Source organism: Staphylococcus sp. FSL W8-1268 (assembly GCF_038003965.1).
Taxonomy (GTDB): domain Bacteria; phylum Bacillota; class Bacilli; order Staphylococcales; family Staphylococcaceae; genus Staphylococcus; species Staphylococcus hominis.
This window is the reverse complement of sequence record NZ_JBBOQE010000001.1, coordinates 598,735-610,944: the sequence shown is the minus strand read 5'-3', so window position 1 is coordinate 610,944 and position 12,210 is coordinate 598,735. Positions and strand designations below refer to the sequence as shown.

The following is a 12,210-nucleotide window of genomic DNA, read 5'->3' as shown; positions in this document are numbered from 1 at the left end:
TTTTTTCATGTGTATATGTAGTTTTTATACAAAGATAGCTTGATAAATATATATAATAATAATACTTATCACAATAGAAATATTAGTAACCATTCCCACTAACGGTAATGTTTTATATTTAAATTGAATTGAATATGGAATAATTGCCACACCCACAGGAAGTAACCATGTAATTAATAACGTTGTTTTAATCATATCATCTGATGTTGGTAAGAAAAAGTGGACTAATAAACCAGCAATACATCCAAGTCCGTAATGGACAATTAAATATTTCACTGCAATTGGTAAAAATTGTTTTTCGATTCTGAAGCTCAACATAATTCCAAGTAAAATCATTGATAATGGCATGTTCGCTTTAGAAATAATTGTAAAAAAGTCAATTGAAGCTTTTGGTAAATGAATATTAGCCATATTAAGTATAAACATTACAATATAAGTAACGAGTGGTATTGAAGAAATTAACTTTTTCCCTAAAAATTTGAAATTAAATTGATCGCTTCCTTCACTGTAATAACTACCTACAAAGTAAGTGACTCCAAACATAATAATTGCCCCACCGATATCAGCCATACCAAAATAAATCATACCATTTTTAGGCCAAATTGTTTCTACAAGTGGATAAGCAAATAAACCAATGTTTAATGACGCTGCCATCATACCTACTGAACCCTTGACATGATTATCATATTTTCTAAATAATGCAACCATAATTACTTTGGCTAATATGCCATAGATGAGCATCATAATTGGTAAAATAGAAAACGATAAATCAAGATTCGCACTATTTAAATTGACAATAACTAAAGAAGGTAATGTGACATTCAATACAAGCGTAGACAATACTTGACTATCTGCAGATTTAATAAAGTTAATACGTTTAAGTAAGTAACCTAATGCAATTAACAAAATAATGATTATAAATTGCTCAGTCACAATTCATCCCTTCTTCCCTAATATTCCATTACAACTCATTACTCTAACACAATTAACAGTATTTTTAGAAGTTACTTGTTTCATGCTATAATCATTACTAATCATATTAATAAATAAGGAGTTCGACTAGACATGGAATTAGAATCACAATTAGCTGAGCTTAAATACGATTATATTCGTTTACAAAATGATTTAGAGAAAAAAGAATCACTAAATCAACAGATTGATCCTTTAGTAAAACAATTAGAAGAAATTGAAAAAGAAATTTCAGACATACGTTCAAAATTACGTCAGAAATAATTTTTCAATATATCTAGGCATTAAAGTTCATGAATGCTATGATATTAGTCGTAATAGAAAGGATGTCATCAAGTGAAAATATACTTAATTTTATTACCCATACTGTATCTTATTGTAAGTTATATCAGTATTTTTAAAATGAAATCAATGTTCGTACATATTTTACGTATTATTATGGGAATATTATTATTATTTGTAGTAGCTATCACTACGATCCAATTTCCTAGTGAAAATTGGTGGGTATTTGTTGTATTGCTTCTTCTTGTAGGAAATGTAGAAGTTACAGCTTTTAAAGCACTTAAAAACGATCATAAAGGTGTTTCGATTTTAAATATTATATCTATCATTATTTTTGTAATATATATTATTTTAACTTTTACTATGTATTAATAAAAAAGCAATTGAACGTATGTGCATACGTCTCAATTGCTTTTTTTGACTTATCCTAAATTTATCTTTATTTACGTGTAAGTTTGTTTTTTAAAGTAAAGAGTATTTCATAGATAACAGGCACTACGATTAAGGTTAGTAGTGTTGATGATACTAATCCACCTATGACTGTAGCAGCCATTCCTTTAGAAATTAGAATTGAACTATTTTGCCCAAATAACAATGGTAATAATGCGCCGATTGTTGCAACTGCAGTCATCAAAATAGGTCTAATTCGAGTTCCACCCGCTTCAATTAAAGCTTCTTTCATTAACATACCTTGATGTTCATTTGAAATCACTCTATCAATTAATACAATTGCATTTGTAACAACAATACCAATTAACATCAACATACCAATTAAACTTGGTACTGAAATGGTTTCTCTGGTAATCAATAATGCAAATACTATACCAATAGCTGTAAATGGTAATGAGAATAGAATTGTAAATGGTGCTAAAACACCTTTGAATGTGATAACCAACACAAGATACACAATAACAATAGCAATAAGCATTGCAAAAGCGAGTTGGCTCATTGCTGTATTAATATCATCTGTTGCACCGCCAACATTAAACTTAACGTTATTAGGTTTATCAATTGTATTGATTTCACGCATCACTTTACTAGAGGTTCCACCAACATCAGAAGCGGTAATCTTACCTGAAACTGTTGTAGCATAATCGCCATCTTTTTGAACAAGTTTACTTGGTGTTGTTGTTTTGTTTAGACGTGCAATATCTTTTAATTTAACAGTTTCTCCACTTGGTGCGTGTAAGTCGATGTTTTCTAGTTTATTTTGAGACCAATTTGTTTGTTTATTCTGTTTTACTTTTACATCTATATTATTACCATTTTCTTTAACAGTTGTAATTGTTTTTTCTGGTAAGTTCTCATTTAAATTCAATGCTAATTGTGCAGCTGAAATACCTTTATCTGTTGCTTTATTTTGATCTACTTTGATTTCATATTGATCATAGGTCTGTGATAAATCTGAATTGACATCTGCTACACCTTTAATGGATTTCATTTTATTTTCAACTTTAGTTACTGTACTTCTAATTGCATCAGTAGAAGGTCCTTTAATAGTTACGTCCACTGAATTGTTTCCAGCTCCTGTACCTAAGTCTAGATTTTTCCATTCACCTGGGTCTTTCATTTTAGAAAGATGTGTAACCACTTTATCTGGTTCTTCCTCAAAGTGAGGCGTATCCGAATCATATTCCACCATAATAGCCATGCTATTCGTGCTTCCCGTTGGATCTGCTGGAGAAGGCCCACCTACAGAAAATTGAACTGTTTTAACTTTATCTTTGCTTTGAAGGTATTTTTGAGCTTTTTCAGCATGTTTAAGTACTGCTTCTTCAGTTTCTCCTGGTTTAGGTGTATAAGTTAACGCTAAAAACTTATCTTCCCCTGTAGAAATATAACTTGTTCCTAATTTAGCTGCACCAATTCCTATACTCGTAATTAATATAACAATACTAATAATAAGAACAAGCCATTTATGATTAAGTGACCAACCAAGTACTCGTTTATATCCCTTACTCATCCCCCCTAATTTATTTTCTTCATTAACATTGCTATTTATTTTTATTCCATTTTTAAAGAACGTTGAGGCAAGGGCTGGCACAACAGTAATAGAAACAAGAAGCGAAGCTAGTAAACTAAATGTGATAGCTAACGCAAATGGTCGGAACATTTCACCTACTGAGCCTGAAACAAAAGCTAGCGGTAAGAAAACTATAATTGTAACAATCGTAGAAGATAAAATAGGTTTAAATACCTCTCTCGTTGCACTAATAACTAAATTGTCTCCTTTTAATTGTTCACCTGGATCTGATAATCGTCGATAGATATTTTCTACTACAACAATAGAATCATCTATGACTCGACCAATCGCAATAGTCAATGCACCTAAAGTTAAAATATTAAGTGATACATTACTTAATTTCAGTGCAATAAGTGCAATCAAAATAGATAACGGAATTGAAACGATAGATATCGCTGTTGTTTTAATATTTCTTAAGAATAATAAAATAACAATAATTGCGACGATGGTACCTAATGCCGCTTTTTCAATCATAGTATATAGTGAATCTTCAATTGGTTTAGCTGTGTCCATTGTTTTTGTGGCTTTGATATCACTATTATTTTTAACAAACTCGTCTATTTTCTTTTGCGTTGCTCTAGCCACTTGAACTGTATTTGCATCTTGTGCTTTCATTACTTGTACGTTAACTGCGTCTTTACCATTTGTTTTTGAAATAGAATCTCGTTCATCGCCCACAGTGATTTTAGCTAAATCTCTAAGTGGCACGCTTGGCATTTGACCACTTGTTCCTTTTAAAGAGCTATTCGCTTGCGATTGACTTGAACTAGATGATTGACTACCCTCTTGGCCAGTACTACTAATACTATTATCGTTAGAATCACTTGATTGTCCTTGGCCTGCTATAGAAAGCGGGATTTTTAAATCTTTTAATGCACTGACTGATTTAAATTGACCATCCACAACAAGGGATTTTTCATTATTTCCAAATTGGAATAAACCGAGTGGTGTTTCTCTTGTCGCTGTCTTAATGTAATTTTCAACATCATCCGCAGATAACCTTACTTTATCCAATTCCTTTTGTTTAAATTTTAAAGTAACTTGACGTGTAGTTTGTCCATTCAGTTGTGCACTTTGAACACCATCAACAGTTTGAAGTTTAGGTATTAATTGTTCATTAATTTCCTTTGTAGTAGTTCTTAAGTCATTACTTTCATTTGTAAATGAGTAAGCTACGATAGGAAAGGCATCGATGGAATTACGTATTAATTCTGGTTCACTTACTCCATCCTTAAAATCGATTTTGTCTATTTCTTTTTTCAGTACTTCTTCAGCTTTATCCATGTCAGTTCCGTTGTTATATTCAACTTTCACAATTGAAGCATTAGATATCGATTGTGTTTCTACACTTTTTACATAAGCGAGTGATCTGACTTGTTTATCAATTTTCGAGCTAATTTCACCTTGTGTCGTTTGAGGTGTAGCTCCTGGCATCGTCGTTTGGACAGAAATAATTGGGTTTTCAACATCAGGTAATAATTCTAATTTAAGTTTAGCACTTGAATATATGCCACCTATAATAACTAAAAGAACCATTAAGAAAATAGCAAACTTATTACCTAATGAAAATTGAAGCATCTTTTTAATCATTTAGTTATTTCTCCTATAATAAGTGATTAATATTGGTAAAAAAATCTGAACGTTTCTTCATAGAATCGTTCAGATTAAATACTGTATCTACAATACTGTAAATTAATTATTTACGTTTTAATTTGCGAGAGAGTTTAATTTTGGCTTTTGTAAGTCTTGGTTTAACTTGTTCGATTAATTGATATAATGGTTGATTTAAGACATAATCAAACTCACCAATTTTTTCACTTAAATAAGTGCCCCATACACGTTTAAAAGCCCATAATCCATAGTGTTCAGAATCTTTTGATGGATTATTGTCTGTGCCACCAAAGTCATACGTTGTTGCACCATGATCTCTTGCGTATTTCATCATTTCATATTGCATATGATGGTTCGGTAAGAAATCACGATAATCATTTGAAGAAGCTCCATATAAGTAATATGATTTTTTACCTGCAAACATAAGTAATGCGCCTGATAAATATACGCCTTCTGGATGTTCTTGATTTAATCTTTCTAAATCTTCTTTTAATTCAGTTGTCTTAGAAATCTTATTTTCTACATCATTTAATTTGTTAGCTGTTTTTTTATCATTTGGACGTGCTTCTGACTTCGCTTCTAATTTAGCTTTTTCTGCTTCTTGAGCTTCTAAATCTTTATTCGTTTCATCAAGCACTTGTTGTGGCTCTAATTTCACTAAGAATAATTCTGCATCCCCATCTTCATGTAATGAGTCATAAATATTCTCAAAATAGCTAATATCACGTGTTAAGAAGCCATCACGTTCACCCGTAATTTGCATTAATTTCGCAAATGTTTTAAGCCCTTCACGATTTGAGTGTTCAACTTTAGTACCTCGTTTAAGCGCTAATCTAACTTTAGAACGATTACGACGTTCAAAGTTTTGAATAATTTCATCATCGGTTTTATCAATAGGTGTAATCATTGTCATACGAGGTTGAATATAGTCTTTTGATAATCCTTCTTTAAACCCTTTATGTTTAAATCCAAGCATTCTTAAATTTTTAAGTGCTTCTGTGCCATGTTCTACTTCAACATCTGGATCAATCTTAATCGCGTACGCTTTTTCTTCTTTAGCAATTTTTTTTGTTTCATTTAAAAGTGCTCTCAGTACGTCTCTATCATTATAATCGGCTACGAATCCACGTGATACGTAGCATAATGTAAATGGTAACTTCGGTATCTTTTTAAATAATAACTGTCCTACACCTTTAATTTCACCATTTTCACCTACTGCCACACGTTTTGAATACCATCCAGTTAAGCGCTTTGTCTCTGCCCACTTTGTCAGTTGCAATAAATCACCATTCGGATGAGTTTTTACAAATTCGTCATGTTCCTGATTTGTGATATTCATCTTTTCCATGCTATATAAAACTCCTTTATCTTTGCATTACTTATCATTATACATTGTAGATTTGAGAGTGTCGACAAACTCATAATAGAAGTTGTATTTTCTTCAAAAAGCTATTCTTTTTGTTATACTTAATGAATGAAAAACACTACTATTTTTTATTAAAGAGGTTTTTAAAATTGAGAAATATTATTTTACTTATATTTATTGTATGTAATGCTATTGCAATAATTTATACAATGGCTCATCCATTAACTATAAATTTTTTTAGTTTGAGAGTGATGTTTGTCGCTTTATCACTTGTACTTACCATTTTATTTATACTATTAAAAACAAATCGTTTTTCTTTAATACTAAGCTTAATCTCTCTAGTACTAGTTTTTATTCATATTGCTTTTATCGCACATAGTACTTATACCTATCTATTTAATTAGTTCCTTCATTAGGTTCGAAGCGATATTTGGCTCCTTTAATAATGATTGAATAAGGAGTCGTAGTTTCATTATCTTTAAAAATAATGGTATTGTATCCAGATTGAGCTGCATCTTGAATCCGATAAACGATAGTATCCCCTTCTAATTTTAAATCAGTGTAGTTCTCATTTTCTTCTATAATGTCCATATTAAACCAGGTTTGCCACTTAGTTAAGGTTTTAGAACGTTTAGAACTATCTATTATAATTTTATCAATTTTAAATTGTTTTTGAAAAAATGAATCTAAATCTTGCATATAATCTACGTTATTTTTATTCCCCTCAATAAAAAAAGGAGGCCTTACCATATAGTCGGGATCAGCGATATAGAGTAACTTCCATCTTATCTTTTCACCCTTTTTATCTTCTCTGTCCATATTTATAGGACCAATCGTATCAATATGACGTTCGTTTAAAGATTGTTTTACTCTCTCTATATCTTCCGTTCTAAATGCCATTGTTTTAAATCCTTGCTTAAAATCATCTTGAACAATTTTCGTTGCAAAAGCGACTCTACCCTTTTCAGTTTTAGCTTCTTTCTTTAACTTTTCGACATTTTCAACATCTAAAAGTTCGATGTAATTTCCATTTATATAAGTTAAACGATTGAAAGTGCCATATTGATGATGTTTGCCTCCAGAATGAATTTTTAATAACTCACCTGGATATTTAAATCCTTTTAATTGATCGACGTAATGAATCATATGATCAAATTTCAATTTCATGTATCAATATCCCCTTTACTAATTTAAACTTAATTGTATTTTAACAAATTTCACTATACTTTACTCTATAACTTATATTTAGTGTTGAAAAACGAATGAAATCAGCGTATAATAATTTTCGGTATTAATTAGTTAGCCTCGCTAACTATTTTCGAGGGAGACAATTTAAAATGCTCACAAATGAATTTTTTAATAGTTTTATTGGTATTTATCGTCCTTATATTAAACGTACTCAACCTATATTAGATCAATTTGGTCTACATACAGGTCAGTGGTTAGTGCTTAAAGATATTGGTACATATGATCAAACGACTTTGGTTCAAATATCTAAACGTCGTTTTATTGAAAAACCGACTGCGCGTAAAATTATTAAAGTCCTATTTGAAAAGGATTTACTTTTGGTTACTCCAGGTACTGACAAACGTGAAAAGCTATTAAGTTTATCTGAAAAAGGACAGCAATTATTTGAGGACATGAATGCTTGTATTACACCTATTCAAGAAGATTTAATCCATCAATCTAATATATCTAATGATGACTTGGATCACGTCATAGCAATCATGAAAAAATTACATACCACATTATCGAAGGGGGATACTCATGAATCAGACTAGTACTATTAAACAACCTATTTTTACTAGAAGTTTTACAATCAATTTTATCATTAACTTCTTTGTTTATTTATGTATGTACTTATTATTAGTTATCATCGCTGATTATTCTAAAACATCCTATCATGTGTCAGACAGTATATCTGGACTTGTTGTAGGACTATTTATTATTGGATCATTAATAGGACGTTTTGGAACAGGAAAGTATGTCAATCGTTTTGGTCCTAAAAAAATTTTAATTGTTGGTTTAATTTTTCTAATCATTACTCAGTTACTTTATTTTATCTCTGGGTCAATAACCATCTTGATGTTTGTACGACTCCTAAATGGAATTGCTACAGCTATCGCAACGACAGCTACAGGTACAATTGCTGCACATGTTACCCCTGTAGAACGTAAAAGTGAGGGTATTAGCTTATTTTCACTGAGCCTTGTTCTTGGATCAGCTATTGGGCCTTTCTTTGGAATTTTATTATTGAAATCATTCTCAATTAATTTACTATTTCTTATCTGTCTCATACTAGGAATCGCAAGTTTAATTGTTTCACTCTTTATTAAAATTGATTTTAATCCTACTAAAAATGCAGTTGATAGAAAAGTAGCTCAAGCTTCTGGTTTCAATATTCATAATTTTATTGCTAAAGAAGCTGTACCAGTAGCAATTGTTATGATGATCATCGGGTTAAATTATGCGTCAATCCTAACATTCTTAAAACCTTTTGCTGAGCAACGTCATTTGTTAGAAGCATCTAGTTATTTCTTTATTTTCTATGCGGTCGCTTCATTAATCACTCGACCTATTGCTGGTAAAATGATTGATGCAAAAAATGAAAACGTTGTGGTTTATCCAGCTTTTCTTGCCTTAATTATCACATTTGTTTTATTAGTATTTAGCTATAATGGTTGGGTATTATTACTTGCTGGCGTGTTCTTAGGTATTGGTTATGGAAACCTCTCTTCTTCAATGCAAGCCATTGCAATTAAAGTCTCCCCTTCAAGTAAATATGGAATTGCAACTTCAACTTACTTTATAGGATTAGATATTGGTATTGGCTTTGGTCCATCGTTGCTTGGATTATTTACAGATTCAATCACGTATACTCAAGTTTATCTCATTATGGCTATTGTAGCTGCTTTATGTACAGTACTTTATTTAATTGTTCATGGTAGAAAAGTACATGGTAATACGTATTAATCTTTCATTTAATATATAAAAAGGAGCACCCCTATTATTCGTTATAGAATATGAGAGGTGCTCTTTTTATTTAATTAATTTGCAATACTAATAGCTTCAATTTCATTTTTCATTTTATCTAATACTTTTTGTTGAGACGCATTAAAGAAATAAAATACTTGTCGTTCATCTGTTTCAGAACGTAATTTAGAAATTAATTCTTTCTTGTAAATTTTGCGAATGATTACGTCAATTTTGCTTGTATCCCATAACATTTCAAAATGTAATGTATCGCGTAACTCTTTTCCGCTAATTTTTTTACCTTCATACACTTTAAATAAAACGACAAATTCCTCAATAGAAATTTTATACGTCATTTTTAACCAATGTTTTAGTTGACTGAGTTCTTTTTCCGCTTCAATAAAGCGATTCACTTTATTATTCATAGTACATGCCTCCAAAGTTGATTCTAAGTTGTATAAATACATAATATAATAAAATTGCTTAATTTAATTATATAACATATGTACAATTTAATCTATTACAAATATTAATTTATATCTGTTTAGTGATTAATATAAATTACTTTGAAATTATTAAAATTAATTAAAGCTACTATCAAATTAAAATACAGAAGTAAGTAATATCACATATGATTATCACTTACTTCTGTATAGATTAACCACCAATATAATTCATATTAATTTTCTTTCGTTGTCGATTTTTTACTGTTTGTTCTGTACGTTCATCTGAATAACGATCATCACGTGCTTGCCATAATGAAATGAACGTGTCTTTTAATTTTTGATGTGTAGCACCACTACGCAATAATGATTTAATATCAAAACCATCAATCACACTAAATAAACATCCATAAAATTTTCCATCAGATGATAGTCTTGCTCTTGTACAAGTAGAACAAAATGAAGCTGAAACACTGGTGATTAGACCAAACTGTGCACCATTATCTTTATGTCTATAATATGTGGCAACTTCACCAAAGTATCTAGGTGGAAGTGGTTCTATATCAAACTCTTCTTCAATAGTAGATAGCATTTCTTCTTTCGTAACAACTTTATTAAAATCCCAACCATTATCATTACCTACATCCATAAATTCAATGAATCTTATTTGAATGTGTTTATCTTTAAAATATTCGATCATAGGTAGGATTTGATCATCATTAATTCCTTTTTGTATAACTACATTTACTTTTACATGAAATCCAATAGAGACCGCATAATCAATTTGTTGCAAGATGGTAGAAGCTTTAATGTTACGGTTATTGATTGCTTGAAATACCTCATCATCAATTGCATCTAAACTTACATTAATTCTACGTAATCCTGCATCATACAACTTTTGACCATGTTTTTTTAAAAGTAAACCATTAGTAGTCATACCAATATCTTCAATACCCTCAATACGATTGAGTTTTTCAATTAATTTATATAAATCACGTCGTAACAAGGGTTCTCCACCAGTGATTCTTAATTTTTTCACGCCTAATTCAGCATAAACTTTGGCAATTGTTGTAATTTCATCAAATGTCAGTAATTCCTCTTTAGGCAAAAAAACAAAATCATCACCAAATATTTCTTTTGGCATACAATAATCACATCTGAAATTACAACGATCTGTTACAGAAATTCGTAGATCTCTTATAGGACGTCCTAATTTGTCTTTAATTTGGATCGTCATTAACGCGTCCCCCTTTAATCATTAATCTGATGAAGTAAAGTATTCAAATCATCTTGATAATTAATATTTTTAGACCAATTTTTTAAAGGCTGAACCTCTTTAGTATCTAGAAAACATGTTATCACATTTTTATATACATGCCGTAAACTATAATCATTAGAATTGAGTGCTTTTTCAATATTCGAAATGACTCCTCGACTATAAAACGCAATGGTCGGTATAGGTTTATCATTGTCTGAATAAGCTATAATATCTGCTTGATGTTCCATACGCTGTGAAATTGTAAATTGATATAGTTGACTTATTGCTTCTTTAGTAATCATAGGAGTATCTACAGAAACCACAAAAAATAATTCTTCATTATTATAATGTTTCATAACTGTGTAGATTCCTGATAACGGGCCTTTATCTGCATGTGTTTCTTCATCTATCATAATCTGTTTATACTCAAATTCATTTTTAAGTTGTTTGTTTGTACTGATAATAATATCGTCAAATAAATTCGTTTCTGTTAATGTATTAATAATTCGTTTATAGAACATTTCACCGTGAATACAAGCAAATGCTTTGGGACTACCAAAACGTTTAGAGTGTCCCCCAGCTAGAATAATTGCTTTCATATTTAACCACCACTAACTGGAGGTATTAACGCAACAATATCATCTTGCTTTACAATATCATTAAGTTGAACAAATTCTTCATTCACAGCTACTTGAAATTTTTTATCACGAATGGATGGGTGACGTTCAAATAATAATTCTTTAAATGTTTCTACTGTAATATCTTCTATTAAATCAATGTCCTCTGAATTCATTTCTAATATTTCTTTTATTTCTGCAAAATATAATACTCTCATTTAAGCCCCTCCTTTAGTTGCTTGACTGTGGTCTCCTCTTTGATGTCCTTGCCATTCTGCACCGTCTTCCCAAATTTCTTTTTTCCAAATCGGCACAATTTCTTTAATTCTTTCAATCGCATATTCATTTGCACGATAGGCGTCTTTACGATGTGGCGAAGAGACAGCAATCAATACTGCAATATCGGAAATGTGTAGAGGACCAATACGATGTACAATCGTTGTTATCGTTCCTGGCCAACGCTGTGTAATTTCTTCTCCAATTTGTTCTAGTTTTTTTTGAGCCATTGGAACATAAGCTTCATACTCAAGATATTCTGTTTTCACCCCTTTAGTCCATTCGCGAACATGACCTGTAAAGACAACAACAGCTCCTTGATGTTCATTTAAAGTAAATGTTCTATATTGTTCGGGCTCAATTGGATTCGTCACGATTTCAAATTGTTTCAT

The 12,210-nt window shown here is 30.7% G+C and carries 13 protein-coding genes; 4 read left to right on the top strand and 9 right to left on the bottom strand.

The window, feature by feature from the left end; all coding sequences use genetic code 11:
- Positions 1-24: 24 nt before the first annotated feature.
- Positions 25-933 carry an AEC family transporter gene (locus NST64_RS02865; RefSeq protein WP_002448531.1) on the bottom strand — a complete coding sequence of 303 codons (909 nt, stop codon included), beginning with the start codon at positions 931-933 and terminating at the stop codon, positions 25-27.
- Positions 934-1,065: 132 nt separating this feature from the next.
- Between NST64_RS02865 and NST64_RS02860 the strand changes: the two genes are divergently transcribed.
- Positions 1,066-1,233, top strand: a complete 168-nt coding sequence (locus tag NST64_RS02860) for an SE1832 family protein (protein ID WP_002448622.1) — start codon at positions 1,066-1,068, stop codon at positions 1,231-1,233.
- Positions 1,234-1,305: 72 nt separating this feature from the next.
- Positions 1,306-1,623, top strand: coding sequence for a membrane stabilizing protein MspA (gene mspA, locus NST64_RS02855; RefSeq protein WP_002448383.1), 318 nt, complete (start codon positions 1,306-1,308; stop codon positions 1,621-1,623).
- Between the two features lie 67 nt (positions 1,624-1,690).
- On the opposite strand, the gene NST64_RS02850 is transcribed toward mspA, so the two are convergent.
- The 3 genes from NST64_RS02850 to NST64_RS02840 all read right to left on the bottom strand — a co-directional run bounded on the left by NST64_RS02850 (position 1,691) and on the right by NST64_RS02840 (position 7,418).
- A complete protein-coding gene (locus NST64_RS02850) occupies positions 1,691-4,864 on the bottom strand; it encodes an efflux RND transporter permease subunit (RefSeq protein ID WP_340731032.1) in 3,174 nt (1,057 codons plus the stop codon).
- Between the two features lie 106 nt (positions 4,865-4,970).
- Entirely contained in the window at positions 4,971-6,233 is a 1,263-nt protein-coding gene (locus NST64_RS02845) for a lipid II:glycine glycyltransferase FemX (RefSeq protein ID WP_107632208.1), read from the bottom strand.
- A 414-nt stretch (positions 6,234-6,647) separates the two neighbouring features.
- Complete coding sequence (locus NST64_RS02840; RefSeq protein ID WP_049438235.1) at positions 6,648-7,418, bottom strand: VOC family protein; 771 nt, start codon at positions 7,416-7,418, stop codon at positions 6,648-6,650.
- A 170-nt stretch (positions 7,419-7,588) separates the two neighbouring features.
- On the opposite strand from NST64_RS02840, the gene NST64_RS02835 reads away from it, so the two are divergent.
- The gene (locus NST64_RS02835; RefSeq protein ID WP_049438237.1) at positions 7,589-8,032 is read left to right on the top strand and encodes a MarR family winged helix-turn-helix transcriptional regulator; all 444 of its coding nucleotides are present in this window, start codon (positions 7,589-7,591) and stop codon (positions 8,030-8,032) included.
- Complete coding sequence (locus tag NST64_RS02830) at positions 8,019-9,224, top strand: MFS transporter (protein ID WP_107632207.1); 1,206 nt, start codon at positions 8,019-8,021, stop codon at positions 9,222-9,224. Before NST64_RS02835 ends, NST64_RS02830 begins: the two co-directional genes overlap by 14 nt.
- A 74-nt stretch (positions 9,225-9,298) precedes the next feature.
- On the opposite strand, the gene NST64_RS02825 is transcribed toward NST64_RS02830, so the two are convergent.
- The 5 genes from NST64_RS02825 to NST64_RS02805 form a co-directional block, all read right to left on the bottom strand.
- Positions 9,299-9,649, bottom strand: coding sequence for a SarA family transcriptional regulator (locus tag NST64_RS02825; protein WP_002448468.1), 351 nt, complete (start codon positions 9,647-9,649; stop codon positions 9,299-9,301).
- Positions 9,650-9,881: 232 nt separating this feature from the next.
- A complete protein-coding gene (gene moaA, locus NST64_RS02820; protein ID WP_002488606.1) occupies positions 9,882-10,904 on the bottom strand; it encodes a GTP 3',8-cyclase MoaA in 1,023 nt (340 codons plus the stop codon).
- A 14-nt stretch (positions 10,905-10,918) separates the two neighbouring features.
- Complete coding sequence (gene mobA / locus NST64_RS02815; protein ID WP_002448453.1) at positions 10,919-11,524, bottom strand: molybdenum cofactor guanylyltransferase MobA; 606 nt, start codon at positions 11,522-11,524, stop codon at positions 10,919-10,921.
- Positions 11,525-11,526: 2 nt separating this feature from the next.
- Positions 11,527-11,760, bottom strand: coding sequence for a molybdopterin converting factor subunit 1 (gene moaD, locus NST64_RS02810; protein ID WP_002454999.1), 234 nt, complete (start codon positions 11,758-11,760; stop codon positions 11,527-11,529).
- A complete protein-coding gene (locus NST64_RS02805) occupies positions 11,761-12,210 on the bottom strand; it encodes a molybdenum cofactor biosynthesis protein MoaE (protein WP_002454998.1) in 450 nt (149 codons plus the stop codon). It lies immediately after the preceding gene.

What these genes read in the sequence shown, in the direction of transcription:
- NST64_RS02860 (WP_002448622.1), top strand. Translation starts at nt 1,066, where the DNA reads ATGGAATTAGAATCACAATTAGCTGAGCTTAAATACGATTATATTCGT.
- NST64_RS02850 (WP_340731032.1), bottom strand. Translation starts at nt 4,864, where the DNA reads ATGATTAAAAAGATGCTTCAATTTTCATTAGGTAATAAGTTTGCTATT.
- NST64_RS02845 (WP_107632208.1), bottom strand. Translation starts at nt 6,233, where the DNA reads ATGGAAAAGATGAATATCACAAATCAGGAACATGACGAATTTGTAAAA.
- NST64_RS02840 (WP_049438235.1), bottom strand. Translation starts at nt 7,418, where the DNA reads ATGAAATTGAAATTTGATCATATGATTCATTACGTCGATCAATTAAAA.
- NST64_RS02835 (WP_049438237.1), top strand. Translation starts at nt 7,589, where the DNA reads ATGCTCACAAATGAATTTTTTAATAGTTTTATTGGTATTTATCGTCCT.
- NST64_RS02830 (WP_107632207.1), top strand. Translation starts at nt 8,019, where the DNA reads ATGAATCAGACTAGTACTATTAAACAACCTATTTTTACTAGAAGTTTT.
- NST64_RS02825 (WP_002448468.1), bottom strand. Translation starts at nt 9,649, where the DNA reads ATGAATAATAAAGTGAATCGCTTTATTGAAGCGGAAAAAGAACTCAGT.
- moaA (WP_002488606.1), bottom strand. Translation starts at nt 10,904, where the DNA reads ATGACGATCCAAATTAAAGACAAATTAGGACGTCCTATAAGAGATCTA.
- mobA (WP_002448453.1), bottom strand. Translation starts at nt 11,524, where the DNA reads ATGAAAGCAATTATTCTAGCTGGGGGACACTCTAAACGTTTTGGTAGT.
- moaD (WP_002454999.1), bottom strand. Translation starts at nt 11,760, where the DNA reads ATGAGAGTATTATATTTTGCAGAAATAAAAGAAATATTAGAAATGAAT.
- NST64_RS02805 (WP_002454998.1), bottom strand. Translation starts at nt 12,210, where the DNA reads ATGAAACAATTTGAAATCGTGACGAATCCAATTGAGCCCGAACAATAT.